We start from the raw sequence: 25,372 nt of genomic DNA, 5'->3' as shown, positions 1-25,372 counted from the left end.
GTGTAGTAGATATTTTCGCCGCGTCTTGCCAAGTTCACGATTTCCGGCATCCGGTTGAGCAATTCTTCTGGAGTGAAGCCCCGGCTCTCCCCGTTCTGCTTGTCCAGGATCATCACCTTCTTCTCGCCGTTTGTGTCCATTTTAATGGCTGTTACCCGGTAGCGCTCCGCATTGACGGTTTTCTCATACTCCATGAACAGTTTGGCCTGTGGCAATGACGCGGCTTCGGTGGACAGGGGGGTGGGGGTGTGTCTGGGCTTACCATTCTCTTCATGCGTAACGGCATAAAGCGGATTAGACGGTCTGCATTGGGTTTTCAGCCAGTCAGAAAAGCGTTTTATCCTTCGGGACGGCAACGCCGCTCTCAAGCTGGCCCGCAGATCTTTCAACTGCTCGCCATGTTCGAGTTTCAGGCAGTGGCGGCCAATATTTAAAAATGGCACCCCATATTTAGCAATTTTGGCTAGCTTCTCCCCGCGTTCTCTGGCCTGTAGCTCCTTGAGGCGGTTCACTTCATCCCTGACTTTTTCCTCAAGCTCTTTCTTGGCTGCCCTTTCGGCACATACAGCGCCTCGGTACATCTCCCATGCGGGCCGCAGGGCCGGATAGAGCGGCTCAGGCGCAGGGCTTGGTGCTATGTCCTCGTAATCTCCTCCCACAAACTCGCCCAAACGTTTACAAAGTTTTCCCATGCTGAACGCGCGATCAACCGAAGATGCCTTCACCGCTTGCTCCCCGACCCAAATTGTCGCGCCTGAACCCTTCTTTTCAAAGCGCAGCCCTGCCTGCTTCAGACCGGCGTGTAGTTCGGCCCATGACTCTGCGTTCTTGATGAGTTCGTGGCCGCGTTCCTGGGCGATCCTCTGTGCGGATTTCTCACCGGTCGCCCGCTCAAAATTTTGTGCTTTCGGGGTCGGTTTCACGGCGGAATCGAGGAGCTTTCTTTCTGCCAGCTCGCCATCTTCCGTGTACACAAATGGGGCGTTCGCCAGCTCCGACCATCCCTGCTTCTTCTCGATGAACGCCTTGATTTTGTGAGCTTCCCTGATGTCAAAACCGTTGTTGGTGCGAACCACTTTTAAGGTCTCAGGATGCACACGATTTACGGCGATATGCACATGATAATTTCTCGTGTCACAATGCAGGCCATAGATGGCCTGATGGTCTTTCAACCCCATTTTTTCCAAGAAAATATCCACCAATTCATCAACTTGAGCGTGCGTGGGCTGCTCGCCTTCGGGCCAGGAAAATACCCAGTGATTAACTGGCATCTTGCTCCTGACGGTCTCTCTTGCCAGGGCAATCATCTCAAGTTTTTGCGCCGTATGGGTGTCGGTTATGAAATTACGGCCTCCCGCATGTTCAATCTTTTCACCGCGATTTTTCACTGAGGGATTGCGGATATAGTCCACCAGGTCACCGATCTGCCATTCCTTGGGCTTGGCGTTTTTCGTGTACTTAATTTTCTTGACTACCATGGGACACCTGGCCTGTTTTTCAAACCCTCAAGGGCCACGTCTCGCCCTGGTGACAGCCCAGCTTTCTAGCCGACCCCGATGTCTTTTTGCCTTTCATGTCTTTCTGGCTTTCAGGTGCGAGAAGCGTAGCGCCGAGCGCCATTGGGGAGTCAAGAGGGGCGTGCCCCTTTTGCAAGATGACACCAGGGCGTAGCACTGGTGTCATCTTGCCACAAAGAACCCCCGACGTGCAGTGGCTTTTTTGTAGGGGTGGCAAAATTTTCGTTATGCTGTCCTCAATCTTTGCCAAAGGAGGCACAGCCGTGGGGAAAGTCGGAAAAATCAGACCGGAGCAACTGAGGACGGCCCAAAAGATTTTAAAAGAACTGCCGGTGAAGGATACTCGCTGCTCCCGTGAGGAAGCGGCGGCATTTCTTGAAAAGGATCTCAAGCGGGCGTTCAGGAAAGGTTACACTCCAAAAGAGCTATGCGACCTCTTGAAAAAGGTCGGTATCATCATCCCCGAACGCCTGATTGCCCGCTATCAGGAACCCGCGGAGGAGGATGAGGAAAACAGGGATTTGGGGGCCGGGAAAAAGGGGGGCGGTGATGAGAGAAACAGCACGCCCCAGAAAACAGTACACGCCGAGGTGGCAAAAGACACCACTCCTTCATCGGAGAATGAGGCAAAGCCCACGCCGAAACCTGAGCCGCTTCGTTATGGGACTTTCACGATAGTCTCAGACACCCCCATAGGAGAGTTGTAAATTAACGCCCCATGTTCCTCCATCGGAGGCAATACGGACGGCGTGGGAAAAGGCAAAAAATCCTTGGCCTTGATTGGCCATTGCCTGAACCGGAAAAAGGGGATTCTATTTTTTAATGTAATACCTCAAGTTCAAACGAATATAAGGCTCAGAAGCCTTCATTTGGGCCAGTTCCCATCTGGCGGTTCATACGATTTGGCCAAAGAAAAAGGCAGGGCAATGCAGCCATAGCCACAGCGCCCTGCCTCCAAAAAACGAGGAGTTTTGTTTTCAGAAGTATCTCAGTTTTTATTCACGCTCTGGCTCCGCAGTTCGTCAAGATAGTCGGCCCACCTTTGAAGCATTTCTCGGCGCTTATCGAGATAGGACGCATGGTTGTAGGCATCCCGAACGGTATTTTGCTCCTTGTGGGCAAGCTGGGCTTCGATGATGTCGCCGTCAAAGCCCCATTCCAGCTTTTTCTCGTTCAGGATGGTGGAGAACATGGCGCGGAAACCGTGGATGGTCATTTCCTCCTTGCTGAAACCCATCCTGCGGATACCGTTCAAAAGCGCCATATCCGAAATACATTGCGTGGCTGAATGGCGTCCCGGAAAACAGAGTTCGCCGGTACCTGTGAGCAGGTGCAGCTCGCGGAAAAGTTTGACGGCCTGGGTGGGCAACGGCACGGCATGGGCGATTCGCATCTTCATACCGCCGCCGTCCTTGGCATTTTCCCGTCTGGCTGCGGGCACAATCCAGAGCGCCTTGTCCAGATCAATTTCCGACCATCTTCCGCCGCGAAGTTCGGCGCTCCGTAACGCCAGATAGGGCAGTATCTTAAGCGCATAACCCACAACGACCCCACCCTGATATTCGTCTATGCAGCGCAGGAGGTACCCCACAGCGGCGGGGTCTGTCATGGTGGCGTAGTGTTTTGTCCTGATTGGCTTGAGGACTTCCTTGAGGCCGTCCGCCGGGTTGTAAACGATATAGCCGCACGTTCTGGCGAAGCGGCAGACCTGCCCTGCGGTTTCGGCCAGCTTGTGCGCCGTTACCGAATGGCCCGCCGCTTCCACCGGTCGTATCGCTCCAAGAATATCTCCGGGGGTGAGCTTCGTGATGGGCATTTCGCCGATGCGCTCATTGAGAAGGGAAATGAGCCACTGTTTTTTCTTGATATTGGTGGCCGCGTAGGAGTCCTGTTTTGTGGCGAACCATTCCTGGGCCACAACGGCGAACGTAAGCGCCTGCTCCCGCGCGGCAGCCGCCGCTTCTTCCTTGGCGGCTTTCTTCTGCGCGCCGGGGTCGATGTCATTGGCGAGCAGTTCCTTGGCCTTGTCACGCTTGCGCCGGGCTTCTCTCAGGGAAATTGCGGGGTACGCGCCGAAACTGAGCGTCTTTCGCTTCCCACCATAACGGTAGTCCATCCGCCAGAGTTTTCCCCCGGAAGCGGAGAGATAGAGGTACAACCCTTCAGAGTCGGCGAGCTTGGCCGGAGTACCGTCGGACTTCAAATTCCTGAGCATGTGTCGTTCAGTGGCATGGCTCAAATCCTTTGCTGGCAAGGGGTTTCGGGTTGACGGTATTTTTCTGGGCGCCTTTCCTCCTTTTCGGCTCGTACCGTTCCTAATACCGTCTTTTTTGCGATTTGTCCCTGGTTTTCACCACACCCTGTTGGACAACCCATTTCCCAAAAAGCTAAGTCCCGCAAGGCTTTTTAGACCTTGCGGGACTTTTTTGGACTCTTTGGTGGTGCCGAAGGGGAGACTCGAACTCCCACTCCCGAACGGGAACTAGACCCTGAACCTAGCGTGTCTACCAATTCCACCACTTCGGCACGAGTCGGAAACATAGCGGATTTCGTCCGTCTTGGCAAGTATTTTTTCCGTATGGGTCAATCCAGATTTAAGAGGTAAGGGCAACCGCTGGGACAGTAGGTAGTGGCGGGACACCAAGATGAGGCCCCTCCCCTCCCACTGGCGCCCATTGGTTGCGTTCTTTTTTTATGTGTGGCACACTTATTGAAACGCGGCGCCGAAACCGCGCCCGGCTGCGGCTTTGGTCCCATTTGTCCCACCGGCAACTCACGGCAAGGACGGACATAACTTACAATGGCTCTGGAACTCCGCCAACAAATGAAGCTCGCGCAGCAACTGGTTATGACGCCCCAGTTGCAGCAGGCCATCAAGCTGCTCCAGCTTTCGCGCGTGGAGCTTCTGGAGACCGTCCAGCAGGAGATGCTGGAAAATCCCTTCCTCGAAGAATTTTCGGGCGAGGACCCAAGCGACCAGGCGCCGGCCGAGCAGCGCGAGGGCATCGAGGAAGAAGCCTATGACCGGGAGCTCGCCAAGGACGCTTCCTGGGAAGATTACATGGGCGAATTCGCGAGCACGCCGCGGGATTCTCAGTCCCGCGAATTCGAGGCCGCGGAGGAGATTTCACCCCTTGAGGCCCGCTATGCCGCCAAGCCCACCCTTGAGGGGCACCTGCTCTGGCAGTTGCGGCTCTCCCCGCTGACGGACGAGCAGAAGGCTATCGGCGAGGTCATCATCGGCAATCTTTCTTCCTCTGGGTATCTGGCGGCCACGGATGAGGAGATTGCGGAACTCGCCCACTGCGACCCGGCTGCCGTGCGCCCGGTGGTGGAGCGCATCCAGCAGTTCGACCCCGTGGGCGTGGCCGCGCGTGACGCCAGCGAGTGCTTGCTCATCCAGCTGAAAAATCTCGGCTATGACCGCGACCCCATCCTCCGCGAGCTCGTGGAATCGCACTTGGAAGACCTCGAGGCCAAGCGCTACAAGCCGCTTTTGAAGAAATTCCACCTTGACATGGAGGAACTGCGCGAGTACTTGGACATCATCCAGAGCCTTGATCCGTTGCCCGGCGCCGGTTTCGGCGGCGGCGAGCCCACCTATGTGAGCCCGGATGTGTTCGTCTACAAGATGGGCGATGACTTCGTCATCCTGCTCAACGAGGACGGCCTGCCTCAGCTCCAGCTCTCTTCTCTCGCGCAGATGGACATGGAAGGCGCCTCGGAAAAGGAAAAGGAATATTGCGCGGAAAAAGTCCGCTCCGCCTCGTGGCTCATCAAGAGCCTCTACCAGCGGCAGCGCACCCTGTACAAGGTCATGGAGAGCATCGTCCGCCACCAGCGGCCCTTCTTTGAAGACGGCGTCACCAAGCTCGCGCCGCTCATCCTCAAGGATATTGCGGACGACATCGGCATGCACGAATCCACAGTGAGCCGCATCACCACCAACAAGTATGTAGCCACGCCGCACGGCATCTTTGAGTTAAAGTTTTTCTTTAATAGTGGCCTTGAACTGGACGACGGCAGCCAGGTGGGCTCCGAGAGCGTCAAGGCGCTCATCAAGAAGTTCATTTCCGAGGAAGACCCCAAGAATCCCCTCAGCGACGAACGCATAGGCGAAATGCTCAAGGAGCGCCTGAAGGTGAACATCGCAAGGCGCACCGTTGCCAAATACCGCACCGCGCTGGACATCCCCTCGTCCTCGAGGCGCAAGGAACATTTCTGAAACCGGCCCGCGCGGCCAGCCATCCGAAGCATCCCAAGGAGGAACCATGAATATCTCATTCGCGTTCAAGAATTTCGAGGCGTCCGACCACCTCAAGAAATATGCGCGCCGCCGCATGGAAAAACTGGGCCGCTTTTTCGGCAAGGCGGCCGGGCTGGAGGTCAATGTCATCCTCACGGTGGACAAGTTCCGGCACCGCTGCGAGGTGAATGTCAGCGGCGAAGGGCTGCATATCAACGCCACTGAGCAGGCCCCGGACATGTACGCCGCCATCGACCTCGTGACGGACAAGGTTGAATCGCAGATCAAGCGCAAGGTCTCGCGCGTCAAGGAGCAGCGCCGCAAGGCACGCAACGCCGAGATCGACGTGTTCACCTACAACCTCGACAGCGAGGCCACCGACGTGGCCGAGGCAGCGGACGACGCGGCCGTGGTCGGCACCGACCGCTTTGCGCCCAAGCCGCTGCATCTGGACGAGGCGCTCATGCAGCTCGACTCCATCGGGGGCGAGTTCCTCGTGTTCCTCAATGCGGAAAATGGGCGCGTCAACGTCATCTACCGGCGCCGGACGAGCGGGTACGCGCTGATCGACCCCATCCTTTAGCCACAGTGCCTGCCGGCCCGCAGTTCGCCCGCGGGCCGGCACAACGGGGAGGACTGCGATGCCCCGTTCCGTTCCTGAAAATGCGGCCACGGCCGTACAGCCGTCGCCCGCGGCGGGCGCCTCGGTGCCCTGCGGGGAGAGCCCCCGGGTCAGCATCGTGACGGGCCTTTCCGGCGCCGGCAAAAGTACCGCCCTGCGCGTTTTTGAAGACCTGCGGTATCTGGCCGTGGACGGCCTGCCGGCAAGCCTGGCCACAGAAATGGCGGCCATGATGCAGCGCGACTCCATGCGGCATTTCAAGGGTATCGCCCTCGGCATGGACATCCGCCAGGGCAATTTTCCCGAAGAGCTCCATACCGCATTGGGCGAGCTTTCGCGCATGGGCATCCGCCCGCAACTGCTCTTTCTTGAGGCGGACGACAAGACGCTCATGCGCCGCTATGCGGCCACGCGCCGGCCGCACCCGCTGGAGCGGGAGGGCATGGGCCTCGAAGCTGCGCTCCATGCGGAACGCGAGCGCCTGGAGCCTCTGCGTGGCATGGCGGATCTGGTTCTCGACACCTCGCGCTTTTCCATCCACGACCTGAGGCGCGCCATCCAGAAGCGCTGGAGCAGTGAGAGCGGCTCGGGGCGCACCCTGCGCGTGAATATCATGTCCTTTGGCTTCAAGTACGGCATCCCGCATGAGGCGGACATGGTCTTCGATCTCCGCTTCCTGCCCAATCCCTATTTTGTGGAAGACCTGCGCCCCCTGAGCGGCCGGGACAAGCCCGTGGCCGACTATGTTTTCGCGTCGCCCGAAGCCCGGGAATACGGGGCCAAGCTCCTTGACCTGCTGCTCTTTCTCCTGCCGCTCATGGAGAGCGAGGGACGCTACCGCGTGACCATCGCGCTCGGCTGCACGGGCGGGCGCCACCGGTCCGTCGCCATGGCCGAGCACCTGGCGCAGGGCGTGCGCCAGGCGGGCTATCCTGTATCCCTTGAGCACCGACATCTTGAACTCGGCTGAGAGCAAAAGGCCGACGCCATTCGAGGCTTGACATGCCAGAGCAAGACACTTCCCCACAGGTGGGGATCATCATCGTTTCACACGGGGATTATGGTTCGGCGATTTTGCGCACGGCGGAATTCATCCTCGGGCCCGTGAGCGATTGCAGCTCCATCAGTGTTGATGCGGCACATGAAGTTTCCGAGACGGTGCGCCGCCTCGAAGACGCCGCGCAAAGGCTGGACAAGGGGGCCGGGGTCATCATCCTTACCGACATGTTCGGTGGCACGCCTGCCAATCTCGCGCTCTCGCTGCTCGGCAACCATCAGGTCGAGGTGGTGACGGGCGTCAACATGCCCATGCTGCTCAAGGTCTGCACCTCGCGAGACACGCCGCTGGCAGAGCTGGCGCGCCAGGCGGGCGACGCGGGCATGCGGGGCATCGTTGTGGCGGGCGACATGCTGCGCAACAAGAACCGGGAAAAGACGGAGAGCCCGGGCGCGTCCGAGGACAAGGCCTGAGCGGGGGCGTTTACAAGTATAGCTTGAAGTTTTGACAGGGTGATGCTCGATGAGCATCCCCGGCTGTACGCGAGCGCCCGGCACTTTCGCGCAGCCAAGCAACTTTGTAAACCTCGCGAACATCCCCGGCGCGCCTGCGACAAGTAGCACTTTTTCGATGTCGCGCACAGGTTCGGCTGACGGTTTCTCCTCGCGTGATATATGCAAAGAGTGGCGCCTTCCCCTTTTCGGGGCCGTCTGTACCTCAGGCCAACCTGCTGGCATGCGCCGAGAAGATGCCTGCCGCGCTGGAATGTTTCAATCGGTTGTTCGACCTCTTTCAATCCGACAGGGCCGAAAGCGGCACACAACTACAATCTGGAAGGAAAGAGGGAATCACCCCAAGAATGCCAAACTTACAGGACGAGGCCGAGAAGAATTGGTGCGCAAGCTGGTGACAAAATCTGTTGCCGCTGTGGCCGCTGATCAGGGACTGAGTATATACACAGTCAGAAAATGATAACCTCATTATCCTGTAGGAGGACGCCAGTTCTTGGTCCAAACGGCACCGATATAGCCTGTGTCGGCGATATTAGTGGCGAAGACGATGTGATATTTACAATTCCATTTGGTGTGCACTCAATTCTTTGCGCCACACGTTGTGACCTCCTTTTGATTTGTTTGCAGAGTGCAGTTGCCAGACCGCTTTTCCAGAGTGACAAATCAAAAGGAGTTTTCATTACACACTTAAAGCTATAAGTTTTTTGAACCTCCCCCTGGCGGGAGGATTTCTTCCTACAACAAAAAGGGAGCTTTGCAGCCCCCTTTTTCTGTAGTTTGGCAGCACCGGGCCAAAAGTCCGATGCGAGCCCAGTCGGGTTTAGTTGAGGTTATAGATGTCATACTTGGAGGCCGTGCCGAGGAAATTCTGGCCCATGTACTGCCAGAGGATGCCCTGGATGTAGCCGGTATTGAGCCCGGCGAGATTTTGCGGCGCCACGCTGACCACAAAGGCTTCCCGGGCGCGCTGCTCGAAGCCGGCGAGCAGGTCGCCGTAACCCAGGGGCAGCGCCGAAAGCGATTCCACGCCATCCGGCAGCGGCTCGCGGTATTCCATGATGATCTTGTCATCGTTAAAGTTGAAGCGCGCGGCAAAATACCGGGCCATCCAGAGCTGCGGGCTGCCGTCGGGCTTGACGGTGGTCATGAGGCCGCTGAAGGGGTCTCGCGCCGGGTCAACGATATAGGTGCACGCCTGGTAGCCCACGCCGCCGAACACCTCCACGGCTTCATCCACGCTTTGGAAATGGCGAGTGATGCTGTCCCAGTACCAGCCCTGGGGCACCGCCGCCTGGGCCGCGATGGCCATGGGCGCGAGCCCCCCCTCGCCATACACGGCAAGCCACATCTGGATGGGCAGGCCGCCGAGCATGTCGCTCCAGATGAGGCTCGCGGAGCCGCGGCCAGCGGTCATCAGAGGCATATTTTTTGCCTCGATGGCGATGTCCGGCCGGGCGGTGGACACATAGGCCGAGCCGAGCATGCCCCTTTGCAGGACACCTTCGCAGCCCAGAAGGCCGCCCATAAGGACAAGGGCCAGCAAGAAGGCAGATGGTGTGAAGCGGCGCGGAGCAGCGTTTTTCATGTTCATTCTCCCTGTGTTCTTCGCCATGAAGACGGCCTGCGCATCGCCAGCCGCCTCACCGAACATATGCCAAGGAAGAACGCCATGCAAATCCGGCCCGGCGCGTCAAAGAGCATTGGAAAATGCGCGTGAAGACGCTATGCTGGTGCAGCGGGGCGCGGCGGCTTGAAGCACTGCACCCGCGGGAACCTCCCTGGCAGGAGCGGCTCATGAAAGACGCATCCATTTTTCAGCGCATTGGCGGCGTGCTGTACTTTCCGGCCCCAGGCGGGGACAGCAGCGTCGGCGGGGATATGCGGCTTGCCCTGTGGGGGCTCGTCGTGGGGCTCCTCTCGGGCAGCGTCATTTCGGTCTTCCGCATCACGACCAGCATGGCCTTCAACGCCGTGGGAAGCTGGTTCCGCGCTCATGCGGGCGACCCGCTCCAGTGCCTGCTCTGGCTCATCCCCGCTGTCATCGCCGCCCTCATCACCGGCTATTTCATGCGCGACCCGGCCATCCGCTCCGGGGCGGGCGCCTGGGTGACGCAGGCCCTGGCCGGCCCGCAAAAGCATGTCTGGGCGCGCATCCTTGTGCCCAAGTTCCTCGGCACCTGGCTCGTCATGGCCTGCGGTCTATCCGTGGGGCGTGAAGGACCCTGCATCCAGATGGGCGCCTCCACGGCGCTCGGCCTGGCGTGCCTGGACGGCGGAGGAGATGCGGCCACCCACGCGGCCAAACGGCGCATGCTCGTCCTGTGCGGCTGCGCAGCGGGCCTCGCCGGGGCCTTCAGCGCGCCCTTTGCCGGCATTTTTTATGTCATCGAGGTGCTGAAAGAGCGCATCACGCGCAGCCTGCTCATCCTCATGCTCGGCGCGGCCCTGGGCGTCTATCTTTCCGCCACCTGTGTTTTCGGGCTCGGCCTCATGCTGCCCCTCAAGGGGAGCGCCCTCCCCGAGCTCCGCTATCTCTGGAACAGCATCCTCGTGGGGCTGGGCGCCGGCTTTGTGGGCGTCATTTATGCCGGCATGCTCCGCCGCTCGCTGGCGCTCTACGCGCGCGGGCGCCGCTTCCCCGTCATGCTGAGGCCTCTGCTCCCCTTCCTGGGCGCGGCCGTCATGCTGTTCATCTATCCGCAGGCCACCGGCGAGGGGCTTTCCATCTTCACCGCCATGGAAGCCGGCACCGTGGCTTCCATCCTGCTCGCCTTTTTGTGCGCCAAGCTCCTGTTTACGGCCTTCTGCTACGGGTCGGGCGTGCCCGCGGGCGTCATGGTGCCCATCCTCGCCCTGGGCGGCGTGGCCGGGGGCCTTTGCGCCATGGGCTTTGCGGCAGCAGGCATCGCCGGCGGGGGGGGCATGGGGGCCTTTATCACCATGGGCATGGCGAGCGCTTTTGCAGCAGCGGAGCACGCGCCCCTGACGAGCATCGTGCTCGTGCTGGAGATGACGGGCGCCTATACCGCCACGCCCGGGCTGCTCGTGTCCTCCTGCGTGGCCGTGCTGCTCGCGCGCGGCATTCGGGCGCGGCCCGTCTAGTGACGGGGCCGGCTTTTCGGCCCCTTCTTGCCGGCCCGCGCCTTCTTGTTTAGGATAAGGCAGGGAGCCGGCCACGCAGGGGCGCGGCGACTTCCCCGCGCGAATCGCGCCGGGCCACAGAAACCCTTTGCACAGGAGAAAACCATGTCGATTTTTGACGTTCTCAATACAGATTCCTTCGGCTCCGCCCTGGAGATCCTGACCGGCCAGGCGAAATCCGCGGCCCGCGACCTCGGGAACAGCACCCCGGGCGGGCTCGGCGGCCTGCTCGGCGCGGGCGCCCTGGGCGCCGTGCTCGGCAACTTCGCCTCCGGCGACCTGCTCAAGAATGTGGCGCTCGCCGGCGCCGGCGCCGTTGCGTGGAACTTCTACCGCAAATGGGCGGCCGGCCAGCAGGCGGACGCCCAGGCGGAGGAACGGAGCCGGGGCGCCGGTGTGGACGCCGCCGACCCCACGGCCGAACTCGTCATGCGCGCCATGGTCTATGCGGCGCGCGCCGACGGCAACATCGACGCCACCGAGCGCCAGCGGATGCAGAAGGTGCTCCAGACCATGCTGGGCAATCAGGATGCGGGCGTCGTCCTTGAGCGCATCCAGAGCGAGACCATCGACCCCGCGAAGATCGCCGCGCAGACGCGCACGCCCGAACAGGCCGAGGATGTGTACCGGCTCTCCTGCTCGGTCATCGACATCGACCACTTCATGGAGCGCGGCTATCTGGACGCCCTGGCGCAGAGCCTCGGCATCGGCGCCGGCCGCAAGGGCGAGCTGGAGGCCGAGGCCGCACAGGCCCGCGCGGCACTTCTGACAGCAATCCAGCAGAGCTGCTGACAAAAGCTGTCACGGCGGCGCGCTCGCAGCGTGACCGCATATGTAAAGGAGCCTGACGGTACTGCCGTCGGGCTCCTTTGGTCTCCAAAACATCCGGCATTGCGCGGCCGGAAAAGCCTTCTACTTGCCGGCGTCCTTCACATCCACGATCTTGACGCCGAATTCCGCCACATCATCCGGCGGGTCATAGAACAGGATCATGAAAGGTACTTCCCCGCCGGGCGGGACATTGGTATTGTTGGTCAGGATCTCGACCTTGTTGTTGAGGAAGGCTTCCATCTCCTTCTCGCTCAACACCTGGAGCTGGAAGAGCGAAAGCTGTGTGCCCGCCAGCTGTTTCTTGACGGCCAGCGGCTTCTTGTCCTTGTCGTAGATGGCGCCCTCGAGGGCGATGAGCTCCTTGGGCTCGGGGAATTCGTTGACCACCCGCCCCTCAATGACGAAGACCTTGCCCACCTTTTCATTGAGCACATTGTACTGGCGCACGTTGCGCATGGTGAGCAGCTCCACCTTCTTGGCGATGTCCGCCTCGCTCGGCGGCGTCTCCTTCTGGTGGAAAAAGTAGAACCAGGCGCCGGCCCCGCCGCCAGCGAGCAGCAGGATGAGCACGAGGACCAGCCAGAGCTTGCCCCGGCCGCCACGCTTGCGGCTGAACTCGGGCAGGGGCTCCCTCGGGGCTTCCTTGCGCGGCGCCTGCGGGGCTGGCGAGGCTGCCGCGGGCTCCGGCTGCCCGGGCAGCGAAAACACGGTCTTGCAGACGGCGCAACGCAACTTGGCGCCCGGCTTGGCGGCGGCATCGGGCAGGTTGAACCGGCTCGCGCACTGCGGACATTTCACTTCCATGCCATGACTCCAGAAAGCACGTTGACGGCCAGGAGGCCTCTAGCCCTTGGCCGGCTCCAGCTCGTAAATACCGGGCAGCGCCCGGTAGCGTTCGGCATAGTCCAGCCCATAGCCCACAAGAAAGCCGGAATCGAGGGAAAAGCCGATAAAATCCACGGACACTTCCTTCTCCCGGCGCCCGGTCTTGTTGACAAGGGCGGCAACGCGCAGGCTGCGCGGCCCGCGCGCCGCAAAGGTGTCCAGCACGAAGCGCATGCTGCGCCCGCTGTCCACGATGTCTTCCACGAGCAGCACATGCTTGCCGCGGATGTCGTTCTCCACGTCCTTGCTGAATACCACCTGCCCGGAACTGGCCGTGCCCATACCGTAACTGGCGATGCGGATGAACTCGAGCTCCAGCTTGCTGTTGCGCAGGGCGCGCACGAGATCGCTGAAAAAGATGCAGGCGCCTTTGAGGACGCAGACAGCCACCAGAGGCTCGTCGCCGTAGCAGGCGTCGATTTCCGCCGCCATGCCGCGGACACGGCCGGCGATGTCCTCCGCGCTGAAAACCGTGACAAGCCTGCCGCCGGACGCCGCTTGCGCTTCGGGGGCCGGCGCGCTCTGGCTATTTCTTGCCAAGCAGCTCATCCACCAGCTCCCGGATGACATGGGCCTCGGCCATGCCGGGTTCGGAAATGACCAGGTGCCCGTCCCTGGCGAAAAAGGCATTGTGGGGCACGCTGGTCACGCGGTATGCGTCGGTCACGTCCTGCGCGGCCATATAGACGGGATAGTTGACGCCGGCCTTCTTGATGAAGGGCACCACCGGCGCGCTCGTCTCATCCACCGAGAGGCCCACCAGCAGGAGCTCGGACTCGGGATAGGCCTCACGCACCTTGACGAGCTCCGGGATCTCCACCCGGCAGGGCGGGCACCAAGTGGCAAAGAAGTTCAGGATGACCACCTTGCCCTTGTTTTTCTGGAGCGTGGCCGTGAGGCCGGCCTGGTCCATGGTGGGGATGGTGGTGTCGGCTGCCGCCAGCGCGGCGCAGGGAAGCAGGAGCGAGATGAGAAGTGCAAGAGAGATCCGTTTCATGGCAGTGTCCTCAAGATTCCATTCCTTGTTGACCCGCATCCGGGCAGGCGGCGCCGGCCGCATCCTCCCGGAGAAAGCCCTGGGCGGCGCGCACGCCGCTCACGGCGTCTTCACAATAGGCATCGGCCCCGATGGCCTCGGCAAAGGCCCTGGTCACGGCGGCGCCACCCACCATGACCCGGATGGGCAGCCCGCGCTCCCGGATTAGGCGGATAGTGTCTTCCATGCGCACCATGGTGGTGGTCATCAGCGCGGAAAGCCCGATGATACGCGCCTTGTGGCGCATCGCGCAAGCCAGAATTTCCGCAGCGGGCACATCCTTGCCCGCGTCCACCACCTCAAAGCCGTGGTTGCCGAGCAGGAGCGCCACGATATTCTTGCCGATGTCGTGGATATCGCCCTCCACGGTGGCAAGCACGATGACGGGCCGCTTTTCCGGGCCGCGGCGCTCTTCCAGCAGAGGCTTGAGGCGCCCGAAGGCCAGTTGCATGGTTTCTGCCGCGCGGATGAGCTGCGGCAGGAAATACTCGCGCCGCTCATAGCGCTCGCCCACTTCGGTGATGGCCGGGATGAGGATGCCGTCCACGATCTCGAGCGGGTCGGCGCCGGCGGCGAGTTCCTTTTCCAGCAGGGCCGGGGCGCCCTCCTTGTCGCCATGCAGCACGGCGTCATACAGGCTCGCCGCGGCTGCCGCGAGACCGGGGGCGCCGGCCGCGGGCGCCGCGCTCCCCTCGCCCGGCTTCCAGTTGCCAAAGCCGGCGATGAAGGACTCCGCGTGGGCATCGTGCCCGCGCAATGCAGCAATGGCGGCCGTGGTCTCGCGCATGAGCGGGGCCGTGGGGTTGGCGATACAGGAGGTCAGCCCCGCGCCCACGGCCATGCTCAGGAAGGTGGAGTTGAGCAGCGGCCGCGCCGGCAGCCCGAATGAGACATTGGAAAGGCCGATGGTGGTGGGGAGCTTTTGCGCGCGGCACCAGCGGGCGAATTCCAGGCATTCGTTGACGCCTTCTGGCGTGGAGGAAATGGCCAGGGCCAGGATGTCCACCAGCACGAGCCGCCGCGGGATGCCGCGCGCCGAAGCGCGCTCCAGCAGGTCTTCGGCGATGCGGATGCGCTCGGACGCGCGCACCGGGAGCTTTTTGCCCTGCAGGGGCAAAAGGATGAAGGGCGCGCCAAACTGGCGGCAGAGCGGCCCCAGGGCCTCCATGCGGCCGGCCTCGCCGCTGATGGAATTGATGAGGCACGAGCCGGGCGCATAGGGGAGGGCCGCCGCAATGGCCGCGGTATGAGAAGAATCGAGCGAGAGCGGTGTCTGGTGCCGGGCAATGAGGCGCTGGGCGAGCTCGGGCAGGCAGACGGCCTCGTCCACCAGCGGGGCGCCCACATTGACATCAAGCACCGTCGCGCCCGCGGCCACCTGCTCGTCCGCAAGGCGCAGGGCCACGTCGAAGCGCCCCCCCTGAAGCTCGGCGGCGAGCACGGGTTTGCCCGTGGGGTTGATACGCTCGCCGATGAGCGCCAGCGGCGCGTCCGCGGCCATGCGCACGAGTGCCGAGCGGCTGGTGAGCACGATGCCGTCCTGCCGCGGCAGGGTCCGCGGCTGCGGGCTGACGGAAGCGACCGCGCGCGCCAGCGCCGTGATATGGGCCGGTGTGGTGCCGCAACAGCCGCCGAGCACCTGGGCACCCATGGCCGCGAAGGCGGCCGTTTTTTGCGCGAAGGCTTCGGGCCCCATGGGGAAGACCGTCTGGCCGTCCCGAAGTTCGGGGAGGCCCGCGTTGGGCTCGGCCATGACCGGGCAGGCGCACACGGAAAGGAGCTCGCGCACGACGGGCAGCATCTCGTCGGGCCCGAGGCTGCAATTGGTGCCCACCACGTCCGCGCCGAGGTTCTGCATGGTCTCGGCGAAGATCTCGGGGCTTGAGCCCGTGAGGCTCACCCCGTGCTCGAAGGTCATGGAGACCATGACCGGCAGATCGCAGACCTCGCGCGCAGCGGCCACGGCGGCGCGCGCCTCGGCGAGGTCGAACTGCGTCTCGATGAAGATGAGGTCGGCGCCGCCGGCGGCGAGCCCGCGAATCTGCCTGGCGAAACCTTCCACCAGTTCCCGCGGCTCAAGGGGGCCCAGGGGGCGCGCAAAAAGACCGCTCGGCCCCACATTGCCGGCCACGAAGACCGGGCGCCCCTCCGGGGCGCTTTGCGCGGCCTCGCGCGCGATGCCGGTGAGGCGCCGGCACACATCGAAAACATCCAGCCCGGGCGCCAGCTTGAAGGGGTTGGCGCCGAAGGTGCAGGTGGTGATGATGTTGGAGCCGGCCTCAAGATAGGCGCGGTGGATGCCCTTCAGGATGTCCGGGTTTTCCAGGCAATATTGGTCGGGGCTCACACCCGCGGGCATGCCGGCCGCCTGGAGCATGGTGCCCATGGCTCCGTCGAGCAAAAGCGGGCGCCCCTGGCCCAGAGCCTGAAGAAAGGGAAAGACGGTCATGTCACATCCTTGCAGTGAACGCACGAAAGCCGGGCAGCACGCCCCTGCGTTTTTAGTACTGAAAAACATTGAAAAGGACAAATCAAAATTATATGATTCGCTGCCGTATCTTCCAGACGGTGACGAAATCCTATGACCAAGACGCAAGAACGCTCCGCCGGCAACGGCGCCACCGGGCCCGCGAAGGGCAGCCCCGCCGAGGGCACCGTCATCCCCGAGGTCCTGCCCGCAGATGCGGGAGGAGCCATCGCCGACGGCGCCCCTGAAGACGAGCTCCCCGAAGACGAGGCCCCGGAAGACGGCGACGACATCCTCGACCTGGATGCCGACGCCGATGATGGGCTTGCGCTCGATGACGACCCGCTGGACGCGAATGGCCCGGAGGCCCTCCCCGAAGACAGCGGCGACGGCGCCCATGGGCGCCTTCCCCTGCGCCGGGCGCCGCATCTGCCCTCCCCGGCTGCGACGCGGGACAGCCTCCAGCTTTACCTGCGCGAGGTCAGCCGCTTCCCCCTGCTCAAGCCCGAAGAGGAGCACGACCTCGCCCTCAGGGTGCGCGACGCCAATGACCCGGACGCGGCCTTCAGGCTCGTCTCCTCCCACCTGCGGCTGGTGGTGCGCATCGCCATGGACTTTCAGCGCCGCTGGATGCAGAACGTCCTCGACCTCGTGCAGGAAGGCAATGTGGGCCTCATGCGGGCGGTCAACAAGTTCGACCCGGACAAGGGCATCAAGTTTTCCTATTACGCCTCCTTCTGGATCAAGGCCTACATCCTCAAGTTCATCATGGACAACTGGAGGATGGTCAAGATCGGCACCACCCAGGTGCAGCGCAAGCTCTTTTACAACCTCAACCGGGAGCGGCAGAAGCTCATCGCACAGGGCTTTGACCCCGACGCCGCCATGCTCTCGGAACGCCTTGGCGTGAGCGTGGAGCAGATAAACGAGATGGACCAGCGCCTCGCCTCCACCGACCTTTCGCTCAATGTGCAGGTCGGCGACGAGACGGGCGGCGCCACGCGCATGGACTTTCTCCCCGCGCTCGACCAGGGCGCCGAGGAACGCCTGGCCTCCGTGGAGGTGGCGGAGCTCGTCCGCGCCCAGCTCAAGACCATCCTGCCCAAGCTCAACGACAAGGAACACTATATCCTGCGCCACCGCCTGCTCACCGACGAACCCGTGACCTTGCGCGAAATCGGCGAACGCTATAATATCACTCGCGAGCGCGTGCGCCAGCTCGAGGCGCGCCTGCTGGAAAAGATCCGCCAGCACATCACGCTCGACGTCAAGGATTTTTCTGAGGACTGGATCCAGTCCTGACCGCGCGCGGGCCGTGCGGCACCAGGAACAAGCCAGCCGGGAAGGCGCGCCAGCTTCATGAAACTGCCACGGATAGGTCTCCGGCCCCTTGATGTGCCGCCCCCGGGTGCGGCAAAGGGCAGCGCGCGCTACGGCCTTGCGCTGTCGCGCGGTGCGCGCTGTTGCGCGCTTGTGCTTTGCGCGCTTATGTTGTGCGCCTGCGGCGGCAATGGCGAGGAGCCGCAAAAGAGCCCTGCGAAACAGGTGTCTTCCCCCGCTGAGGCCGGGAACAGGTCCATCGAGGCCACGGTGCAGGCGGCCGCGAACATCCTGAAAGAGACTCCGCGCCTCAGGGTGGTGCCCGCCATCCATGTGCGCCCGGTGGAGAAGGATCTTTCCCCCGAAGCTGTCGGCCTTTATGCCTATCTTCGCGCCGTGCGCGCCATCCTGGACGAGGACGAGGCCGCCCTGCTGGAGGCGGCGCTGGTCGCCGCCGAGGCCTCCACAGGAAAGCCGGTGCCCGGGCTTGAGGTGAGCGCGACAGACGAAGACGCAAAGACCGCAGGGGCGCCAGAGAGCGAAGCCTCCCCGTCCGCACCAGTCCCGGCCGCGCAGCCTGCCCCTGACCAGGTGTGGCCCACGCAGATCTGGCTTGACGGCGGCGTGTGGCTCATGAGCCGCAAGTCGCCCAATGCCGTCACCTATCTGGAAGAAGCCCTCAAGGCGCAGCCCGAGGATCTTTCGCTCAACCTTCTTCTTGCCGAAGCCCTGGGCGAGCACGGAATGGCCGGCCGCGGCGCCGGGCTCATGCGCGCCTATCTCGCCCGCCACCCGGACACGCTGGACGCGCGCCTGGAGCTGGCGCTCCTGCTCGTGAAAGAGCACCAGTTCGACGAGGCCGAAAAGCTGCTGACCGACATCCCGGCCAAGGAGCGCACCCCCCTCGTCGATTATTACCACGCCAAGGCGCTGGCGGGCATGGAGCGCAAGGCCGAGGCCATCCCCCTGCTCCGCCGCTCGGTGCGCGGCATGCCCGACTTTGTGGAAGCGCTCGCCGAGCTGGCCTTCCTGCTGGAGCAGGAGGGCGAGCTGCGCGAGGCCCGCGCCACCTATGAAAAGCTGGCCAAGTTCCAGTTTTCGCCGCAGGATGTGTCCTTGCGGCTCGTGAACCTGTCCCTCCGGCTCAAGCAGCCGGAAAAAGCCCTCCAGTATATCAATCAGGGGCCGGACACCGTGCCCTTCAAGCTCACGGCCGTGAGCATGCTCATGGACGCGCGCCACTATCTCCAGGCCGAGCGGCTGCTCAAGCAGCTCACCGCGCGGGAGGGCGCGCCGGACGATGTCTATCTGCTGCTGGCCGACCTCGCCTTTGAGCAGCGCCGCGACCTCAACATGGCCCTTTCCTGGCTGGACAAGATCCCGGCCGGCAGCCCCATCGCCGTGCGCGCCCGGCAGCTCCGCATCCAGCTCCTCGCCGAGGCGGGCAAGCCGGATGCGGCCCTTGAGCTTGCGCGCGAAAGCCACAAGGATTTTCCGCGCTCGACAGAGCTGCGCGACCTTGAGATCCGCCTGCTCGCCCGGCTGAAGCAGACGGACGCCGCGCTTGCCGCAGCCCGTGCGGCCGCGGCCGAGTGGCCTGACAATACCGACCTCGCCTTCCTGCTCGGCTCCCTTCTTGATGAAAACGGCAAGAAGCAGGAAGCCATGGCCGTCATGGAAGATATCCTGAAAAAGCAGCCGGACAATTACCAGGCGCTCAACTATGTGGGCTACAGCCTCGCCGAGGAAAACCGCGACCTCGACCGCGCGCTTGAGCTGCTCACCAGGGCGGACACGCTGGCGCCCGACCAGTCCTATATCATCGACTCTTTGGCATGGGCCCTCTTCCGCGCCGGCAAGGCGGAAGAAGCGCTGACCAAGATCCGGCGGGCCGTGAGCCTCGAAGGGCCGGTGGACGCCACCATCTGGGAGCATTATGGCGACATCGCCCGCCATCTCGGCCATACTGGCGAGGCGCGGCGCGCCTACCAGAAGGCGCTTGACCTCAAACCCGCCAATGCCGAGGCATTGCGGCAACGCATGGGGCGCCCGTGAAACAGCTCGCCCTCCTCTGCTTGGCTCTTCTGCTCTGCGCCTGCGCGAGCAAGGCTCCGTCCCCCGGTGTGCCGCAAGGTGAGGACGGCAAGACGCTGGCGGAACGCTGGCAGGCTTACAGCACCGCCGGCCTGGGCGAGGAAGCGCCCTATCGGCTGCAACTCAGCCTGCGCTTCGGCGAGGAGGGCAACACCCGGCGCGTCACGGCCCTTTTGTGGGGTAACGGCGCACGGGAGCTCAGGCTCGATGTCATGGCCGGGGTGGGCACGGTGGTCGCCAAGATACTGGAAGACGGCGATCACTTCCTCGTCTACGCCCCCCTGGAAAACAAGGCCTATTTCCATCAGGGCGCCACGAGCCCCCTGCTCAAGGTGGGGGTGCCCGTGCCCTTCGGCCTTGCGCGGCTGACGGCCCTGCTCACCGGGCACTATGCGGCAGCCTTCGGCGACGCATACACCGATGCGGAGCTGCTTTCGGACGGCGTGGCCCAATTTACGCTTGGAGACAAGCCCGGCGGGCGCCTCAGCCTCGATGCCGCCGGCCTGCCCGTCGCCTGGCGCGAGAACGCGCCCAACGGCTGGCGCATGGAGATCGCCTACGACGATGCCACGCCGCCGCTGCCCCGCCGCCTCACCCTGAACCACGCCAGCGGCAAGCGGGCCATCCTGCTGGTCAAGGAGCGGGAAAATCTCGCCAGCCCCTTTACCCAGGAGCAAATGCGACTTACCTTGCCTGAAGGTGCGCCCCTGCTCCCGCTCTCCCAGTACCGCGCGCCCAAATCCTGAGCCGCAGGCGGCGGTTCGGGCCATACGCAAAGGAGTCTGCATGCCCGTCGTTCATCTGGCCTCGGATCATGCCGGTCACGCGCTCAAGGAGCTCATCGCCCGCGAATTGCCGCGCCTCGGCTTCACCGTTCAGGATCACGGCACCGATTCCTGCGAAAGCTGCGATTATCCCGTTTTCGCCCACAAGCTCTGTTCGGCGCTCCTCGCCGAGGGGGGCCAGGGCATCCTCGTCTGCGGCAGCGGCATCGGCATGTCCATCGCCGCCAACCGGCATGACGGCATCCGCGCGGCGCTCTGCACTACCGAGCTCCATGCGCGCCTGAGCCGGCGCCACAATGACGCCAATGTGCTCTGCCTCGGCGCGCGCATCACCGGCGAGGAACTGGCGCTTGCCATCGTGGCGGCATTCCTCGAAACGGCCTTTGAAGGCGGCCGCCACCAGCGGCGCATCGACCAGATCACGCCCCGCTCCTGATCCCCCACAGCGAGGCCGCCCGCGCGGCCGGAAGGACTGTCATGCAGCTCTACAACACCCTTGGCCGGCGCAAGGAAGAGTTCGTTCCCGTGCGGCCCGGCAAGGCCCATGTCTATGTCTGCGGCATCACCGCGTATGACTATTGCCACATCGGGCATGCCCGTTCGGCCGTCGTTTTTGACATCCTCGTGCGCCAGTTGCGCTATCTCGGGCTCGAGGTGCTCTTCGTCCGCAACTTCACGGACGTGGACGACAAGATCATCCGCCGCGCCGAGGCCGAGGGCCGCGACTGGCGCGAGATTGCCGCCACCTATATGGCGGCTTTTCACGAAGACATGGACCGCCTGGGCGTGCTTCGGGCTGACCTTGAGCCCCGCGCCACTGACACTGTCCCCCAAATCATTGCCCTCTGCGAACAGCTCATTGAAAAGGGCAAGGCCTACGCCACCCCCTCCGGGGACGTGTATTTCCGCGTGCGCTCCTACGCGCCCTATGGCAAGCTCTCGCGCCGCAGCCTCGACGAGCTCATGGCCGGCGCGCGCGTGGCGCCCGGCGAGGAAAAGGAAGACCCGCTCGACTTCGCCCTCTGGAAGGCGGCCAAGCCCGGCGAACCCTCGTGGGAGAGCCCGTGGGGGCCCGGGCGCCCGGGCTGGCACATCGAGTGCTCGGCCATGAGCCAGCCCTTTCTGCCGCTGGACATCCATGGCGGCGGCCAGGACCTCATCTTTCCGCATCACGAAAACGAGATCGCCCAGACCGAGGCCGTGTGCAACTGCGAGCTCGCCCGCTTCTGGGTTCATAACGGCTTTGTGCAGATCAACCAGGAGAAGATGTCGAAATCGCTCGGCAACTTCACCACCATCCGCGACATCCTGCGCGACTACCTGCCCGAGACCCTGCGCTTCTTCCTGCTCGGCAAGCAGTACCGTAGCCCCATCGATTTCAGCCCCGAAGGCATGGACGATGCGGAAAGGGGCCAGCAGCGCGTGTATACGGCCCTGCGCGACGCCGCGCGGGCGCTCCTGCGCACCTCGTGGAAGAACACGCCCCTCCCCGCAGGCCTGCGCGAAGAGTGGGACGGCCTTGACGCCGCCGTTTCCGCGGCCATGGACGATGACCTCAACACCGCCCAGGCCTTGGGGCATATCTTCTCGCAGGTGCGCATCGTCAACCGCCTCTTGGAGGACAAGGCCCTGCGCGCCTCCCGCGCTGCCGGCGACATACTGGAAGACTTCCTCTCCCGCGCGCGCCAGTGGCACACGCGCTTCGGCCTCTTCGGTGAGGACCCGGAGGCCTTCCTCAATGACCTTCGTGCTGTGCGCGCCCGGCGCCGCAAGCTCGACCTCGCCCATGTGGAAGAGCTGCTCGCCAAACGCGCGGAAGCCCGCGCCGCCAGGGATTTCGCCGGTTCGGACGCCCTGCGCGACGAGCTCGCCGCCCTCGGGGTGAGCGTGCGCGACACCCCGCAGGGCCAGGAATGGGACTTGGAATGACCCCGTCGTGGCCCCGAAACTTCCTGAAAACCCCTGCCCATGGAATCCATGTCCTTGAATCATAGCAAGCCTCACCCTTTCCGCCGCGTAACGGCGCTTCTCGCCATCGTCGTCCTCCTGCTTCCGTTGGCCTTCCCGCCGCAGGCCCGGGCCTTCTTTTTCGGCGGTGTCTCGCTCAAGGACGAAAAGGAGATGGGCCACAAGTTTGACGTGATGGTGCGCTCGCATCTGCCCATCGTGGAAGACCCGGAAGTGAGCCTCTATGTGGCGGATCTGCTCAAGCGCCTCGTCAAGGCCATCCCGCCGCAGCCCTTCGACTTCACTTCTTCCGTGGTGCTCCACAACGCGCTCAACGCCTTTGCCGTGCCGGGCGGCTACGTCTTTGTGTTCACGGGCATGATCATGAACCTGGAGCGCGAGGAAGAGCTCGCCGGCGTGCTCGCCCACGAGCTCGCCCACGTGACGCAGCGCCATGTGGCCTCCCGGCTGGAGCGCGCCCAGTATCTCACGCTGGGTTCGCTGCTGGTGGCCATCGCCGGCGTGGCCCTGGGCGGCCCGGCCGGTGGCGCCGCGGCCGTGAGCGCCGCCGGGGCGAGCCAATCGGCCATGCTCAATTACAGCCGCCTTGACGAAAGCGAGGCCGACAATCTCGGCCTGCAATATCTCGTGGCCGCGGGCTATCCTCCGGCCGGCATGGTGGGCGGCTTCAAGGTGCTGCGCCACAAGAACTGGATGAGCGGGGTCAATATCCCCACCTATCTTTCCACGCACCCGGCCATCGGCGACCGCGTGAACAGCCTCCAGGCACGCATCGAGACCCTGCCCGCCTCCGTGCGCAACCGCACCGCCGACAACAGCCGCTTTCAGCGCGTCAAGACGCTGCTCTGGGCGCGCTATGGCGACGAGCAGGCAGCGCTTCAGCGCTTTTCGGGCAAGGCCGGCCTCTCGCGCATGGGCCGGGGCATCGTGCTCGCACGCCAGAACCGCGTCAACGAAGCCATGGCCGCCTTTGACGAAGCGCTTGCCGCGGCCCCGCATGACCCGCTCGTGCTCCGCGAGGCCGGGGCCTTCCACTACCGCAAGGGCAGCATGGATCGCGCCGAGACCCTGCTGCGCGAAGCCATGCGCCGCGACCCCAAGGACTTCATGGTCTCCTTTTTTTATGCGCGCATGCTGGACGAGACCGGGCGCCAGGCCCAAGCCGGCAAGTATTATACGGATGTCCTGCGCCATGTGCCCCAGGACCCGGAAGTGCACCAGGCCTATGCCCGCTCCCTCGGTAACGCCGGCAAGACCGCGGACGCCTATATCCACATGACCTACAGCGCGCTCTACGCCAACAACCGCAAGCTCACGGAGCGCTATTTCAACCAGGCCAAGGCCCTCGCCGCCAAGGCGTCGGACAGGCGCGCCTTCCAGCGGCTTGAGGCCGCCTATAAGGAACGGAAGGAAATCTGGGAAAAGAGCTGATGATGGAAACGCATGCCACCACCATTCTCGCCGTGAAGAAGAACGGCCAGGTCGCCATGGCCGGCGACGGGCAGGTGACGCTCGGCCAGAACATGATCATGAAGCACACGGCCCACAAGGTGCGCCGGCTCAACGACGGGCGCGTGCTGGCCGGTTTTGCCGGCGCCACGGCCGACGCCTTCACCCTGTTTGAGCTCTTCGAGGCCAAGCTCAAGGAAATGCGGGGCAATCTCTTGCGCGCTGCCGTGGAAATGACCAAGGAATGGCGCAAGGACAAGTATCTGCGCAAGCTCGAAGCCATGCTGCTCCTGGCCGATGCCGAGCATTTGCTGCTGGTGTCGGGCACGGGCGATGTCATCGAGCCGGACGACGACGTGGCGGCCATCGGCAGCGGCGGCCCCTATGCGCTCGCCGCCGCGCGAGCGCTGCTCCGGCACAGCCAGCTCGATGCGGCCGGCGTCGCGCGCGAGGCCATGGCCATCGCCGCGCAGATTTGCGTCTACACCAATGACCGCCTGACCCTGGAAACCCTGTGATCCGCCTTCGCGCAGGCTGCAAGGTGAATCTCGGCCTGCGCGTCCTCGGGCGCAGGCCCGACGGTTACCATGAGCTGGACTCGCTGTTCTGGCCGTTGCGCTATCCCCGCGACGAGCTCCGCATCCGCTTGAGACCCGGCTCCGGCATCACGGTGCGCTGCGCCGTGCCCGGCATCGACCCGGCGCGCAACACGCTCACCAAGGCGCATGCCGCCTTTGCCGCACTCGCCGGGGGCGCGCCGGGATTTGATGTGGAGCTCGTGAAGCGCATCCCCAGCGGCGCCGGCCTCGGGGGAGGCAGCAGCGATGCCGCGGCGCTCCTCCTCTGGCTCAATTCCCTCCTTGCCGAGCCGCTTTCGCCTGCGGAGCTCACGCGGGCGGCTCTGGCCGTGGGCGCGGACGTGCCTTTCTTTCTCCAGTCGCGCCCGAGCCGCGTCACCGGCATCGGCGAAGTGGTGGAGCCCGTCGCCGTGTCCGCCCCGCCCCTCTTCCTCGTGCTCGTCTGCCCCGGCATCCATGTATCCACGGCCGAAGCCTTCGCGAGGCTCGATGAACTGCGAGGGGGCAACACTCCCCCTCCACCCGCTCCCTGCCAAAACAACTTGACAAACACCGCGGGCGCGGATAATGGAAATCGTCTTATTGGAGCGGCGCGCCTTGACCTCGAAAATGACCTTGAGGGCGCCGTCTTTCCCCGGCATCCGCAGCTTGCCGGACTCAAGGCGGAGTTCGGGCGGCTCGGGGCGCTCAAGGCCGGCATGACCGGCAGCGGCTCAAGCGTGTTCGGGCTTTTTGCGGCCGAGGCCACCGCCCGGTCAGCCGCGGCCCGGCTGCGCGGCCCATACCCGCGCGTCTATTGCCAGGCGCTGGGAACTGCTGGGATGTAGCCAAGTGGTAAGGCAACGGGTTTTGGCTCCGTCATCCGAAGGTTCGAGCCCTTCCATCCCAGCCAATCAGCGGCAGCGCCGGATGACAGCTGTCGGT

At 63.5% G+C, this 25,372-nt stretch carries 22 protein-coding genes and 2 tRNA genes; 16 read left to right on the top strand and 8 right to left on the bottom strand.

The genetic code is table 11. The features are described from left to right. Window positions 1–1,478, bottom strand: a 1,478-nt coding sequence (locus HDR50_RS11730; RefSeq protein ID WP_291358407.1) for a relaxase/mobilization nuclease domain-containing protein, incomplete at its 3' end; no start/stop codon positions are given. Between the two features lie 302 nt (window positions 1,479–1,780). On the opposite strand from HDR50_RS11730, the gene HDR50_RS11725 reads away from it, so the two are divergent. After that, window positions 1,781–2,224, top strand: coding sequence for a hypothetical protein (locus HDR50_RS11725; RefSeq protein ID WP_291358406.1), 444 nt, complete (start codon window positions 1,781–1,783; stop codon window positions 2,222–2,224). A gap of 281 nt (window positions 2,225–2,505) precedes the next feature. Here the strand turns inward: HDR50_RS11725 and HDR50_RS11720 are convergent, their stop codons facing one another. Next, window positions 2,506–3,732, bottom strand: coding sequence for a site-specific integrase (locus tag HDR50_RS11720; RefSeq protein ID WP_291358405.1), 1,227 nt, complete (start codon window positions 3,730–3,732; stop codon window positions 2,506–2,508). A 224-nt stretch (window positions 3,733–3,956) separates the two neighbouring features. Further along, window positions 3,957–4,043 (bottom strand) — tRNA-Leu (locus HDR50_RS11715). A gap of 274 nt (window positions 4,044–4,317) precedes the next feature. On the opposite strand from HDR50_RS11715, the gene rpoN reads away from it, so the two are divergent. The 4 genes from rpoN to HDR50_RS11695 are packed head-to-tail and all read left to right on the top strand — an operon-like array spanning window position 4,318 to window position 7,855. Further along, window positions 4,318–5,742: an RNA polymerase factor sigma-54 gene (gene rpoN / locus HDR50_RS11710; protein ID WP_291358403.1), complete on the top strand. Its 1,425-nt coding sequence runs from the start codon at window positions 4,318–4,320 to the stop codon at window positions 5,740–5,742. 46 nt (window positions 5,743–5,788) lie between these two features. Beyond that, window positions 5,789–6,346, top strand: coding sequence for a ribosome-associated translation inhibitor RaiA (raiA, locus tag HDR50_RS11705; protein ID WP_291358401.1), 558 nt, complete (start codon window positions 5,789–5,791; stop codon window positions 6,344–6,346). Window positions 6,347–6,404: 58 nt separating this feature from the next. Continuing rightward, window positions 6,405–7,355 (top strand): RNase adapter RapZ, encoded by a 951-nt coding sequence (gene rapZ / locus HDR50_RS11700; RefSeq protein ID WP_291358400.1) that lies wholly within the window; start codon window positions 6,405–6,407, stop codon window positions 7,353–7,355. Between the two features lie 32 nt (window positions 7,356–7,387). After that, window positions 7,388–7,855, top strand: a complete 468-nt coding sequence (locus tag HDR50_RS11695) for a PTS sugar transporter subunit IIA (RefSeq protein WP_291358398.1) — start codon at window positions 7,388–7,390, stop codon at window positions 7,853–7,855. Window positions 7,856–8,714: 859 nt separating this feature from the next. Here the strand turns inward: HDR50_RS11695 and HDR50_RS11690 are convergent. Continuing rightward, window positions 8,715–9,479 (bottom strand): DUF4851 domain-containing protein, encoded by a 765-nt coding sequence (locus tag HDR50_RS11690; RefSeq protein ID WP_291358396.1) that lies wholly within the window; start codon window positions 9,477–9,479, stop codon window positions 8,715–8,717. A gap of 209 nt (window positions 9,480–9,688) precedes the next feature. Between HDR50_RS11690 and HDR50_RS11685 the strand changes: the two genes are divergently transcribed. After that, complete coding sequence (locus HDR50_RS11685) at window positions 9,689–10,996, top strand: chloride channel protein (protein WP_291358394.1); 1,308 nt, start codon at window positions 9,689–9,691, stop codon at window positions 10,994–10,996. A gap of 144 nt (window positions 10,997–11,140) precedes the next feature. Then, window positions 11,141–11,827 carry a DUF533 domain-containing protein gene (locus HDR50_RS11680; protein ID WP_291358392.1) on the top strand — a complete coding sequence of 229 codons (687 nt, stop codon included), beginning with the start codon at window positions 11,141–11,143 and terminating at the stop codon, window positions 11,825–11,827. Between the two features lie 120 nt (window positions 11,828–11,947). Here the strand turns inward: HDR50_RS11680 and HDR50_RS11675 are convergent, their stop codons facing one another. The 4 genes from HDR50_RS11675 to HDR50_RS11660 are packed head-to-tail and all read right to left on the bottom strand — an operon-like array spanning window position 11,948 to window position 16,236. Next, window positions 11,948–12,670 carry a zinc-ribbon and DUF3426 domain-containing protein gene (locus HDR50_RS11675; protein WP_291358390.1) on the bottom strand — a complete coding sequence of 241 codons (723 nt, stop codon included), beginning with the start codon at window positions 12,668–12,670 and terminating at the stop codon, window positions 11,948–11,950. Window positions 12,671–12,709: 39 nt separating this feature from the next. After that, complete coding sequence (hpt, locus tag HDR50_RS11670) at window positions 12,710–13,291, bottom strand: hypoxanthine phosphoribosyltransferase (protein ID WP_291358388.1); 582 nt, start codon at window positions 13,289–13,291, stop codon at window positions 12,710–12,712. Then, window positions 13,278–13,748 (bottom strand): TlpA disulfide reductase family protein, encoded by a 471-nt coding sequence (locus tag HDR50_RS11665; protein ID WP_291358387.1) that lies wholly within the window; start codon window positions 13,746–13,748, stop codon window positions 13,278–13,280. Before HDR50_RS11665 ends, hpt begins: the two co-directional genes overlap by 14 nt. A 10-nt stretch (window positions 13,749–13,758) precedes the next feature. Beyond that, window positions 13,759–16,236: a homocysteine S-methyltransferase family protein gene (locus tag HDR50_RS11660; RefSeq protein ID WP_291358386.1), complete on the bottom strand. Its 2,478-nt coding sequence runs from the start codon at window positions 16,234–16,236 to the stop codon at window positions 13,759–13,761. A gap of 132 nt (window positions 16,237–16,368) precedes the next feature. Between HDR50_RS11660 and HDR50_RS11655 the strand changes: the two genes are divergently transcribed. The 9 genes from HDR50_RS11655 (at window position 16,369) to HDR50_RS11615 (ending at window position 25,340) form a co-directional block, all read left to right on the top strand. After that, window positions 16,369–17,556, top strand: a complete 1,188-nt coding sequence (locus HDR50_RS11655) for an RNA polymerase factor sigma-32 (protein ID WP_291358385.1) — start codon at window positions 16,369–16,371, stop codon at window positions 17,554–17,556. Window positions 17,557–17,799: 243 nt separating this feature from the next. Then, window positions 17,800–19,629, top strand: a complete 1,830-nt coding sequence (locus HDR50_RS11650; protein WP_291358384.1) for a tetratricopeptide repeat protein — start codon at window positions 17,800–17,802, stop codon at window positions 19,627–19,629. Beyond that, the gene (locus HDR50_RS11645) at window positions 19,626–20,414 is read left to right on the top strand and encodes a hypothetical protein (protein ID WP_291358383.1); all 789 of its coding nucleotides are present in this window, start codon (window positions 19,626–19,628) and stop codon (window positions 20,412–20,414) included. Before HDR50_RS11650 ends, HDR50_RS11645 begins: the two co-directional genes overlap by 4 nt. A gap of 40 nt (window positions 20,415–20,454) precedes the next feature. Then, on the top strand, window positions 20,455–20,889 hold the full coding sequence (rpiB, locus tag HDR50_RS11640) for a ribose 5-phosphate isomerase B (protein WP_291358382.1): 435 nt from the start codon (window positions 20,455–20,457) through the stop codon (window positions 20,887–20,889). Between the two features lie 41 nt (window positions 20,890–20,930). Then, entirely contained in the window at window positions 20,931–22,382 is a 1,452-nt protein-coding gene (cysS, locus tag HDR50_RS11635) for a cysteine--tRNA ligase (protein WP_291358380.1), read from the top strand. Between the two features lie 48 nt (window positions 22,383–22,430). Continuing rightward, the gene (locus HDR50_RS11630; RefSeq protein ID WP_291358378.1) at window positions 22,431–23,852 is read left to right on the top strand and encodes a M48 family metallopeptidase; all 1,422 of its coding nucleotides are present in this window, start codon (window positions 22,431–22,433) and stop codon (window positions 23,850–23,852) included. 2 nt (window positions 23,853–23,854) lie between these two features. Then, window positions 23,855–24,388 (top strand): ATP-dependent protease subunit HslV, encoded by a 534-nt coding sequence (gene hslV, locus HDR50_RS11625; protein WP_165078000.1) that lies wholly within the window; start codon window positions 23,855–23,857, stop codon window positions 24,386–24,388. Then, the gene (gene ispE / locus HDR50_RS11620; protein WP_291358376.1) at window positions 24,385–25,275 is read left to right on the top strand and encodes a 4-(cytidine 5'-diphospho)-2-C-methyl-D-erythritol kinase; all 891 of its coding nucleotides are present in this window, start codon (window positions 24,385–24,387) and stop codon (window positions 25,273–25,275) included. Before hslV ends, ispE begins: the two co-directional genes overlap by 4 nt. After that, window positions 25,266–25,340 (top strand) — tRNA-Gln (locus HDR50_RS11615). The genes ispE and HDR50_RS11615 overlap by 10 nt, the downstream gene beginning before the upstream one ends. Window positions 25,341–25,372: the final 32 nt, after the last annotated feature.

Origin of the sequence: Desulfovibrio sp. (assembly GCF_014803725.1) — a bacterium.
Taxonomy (GTDB): Bacteria; Desulfobacterota; Desulfovibrionia; order Desulfovibrionales; family Desulfovibrionaceae; genus Desulfovibrio.
The sequence above is the reverse complement of the archived record's forward strand: the minus strand, read 5'-3'. Positions and strand labels throughout refer to the sequence as shown.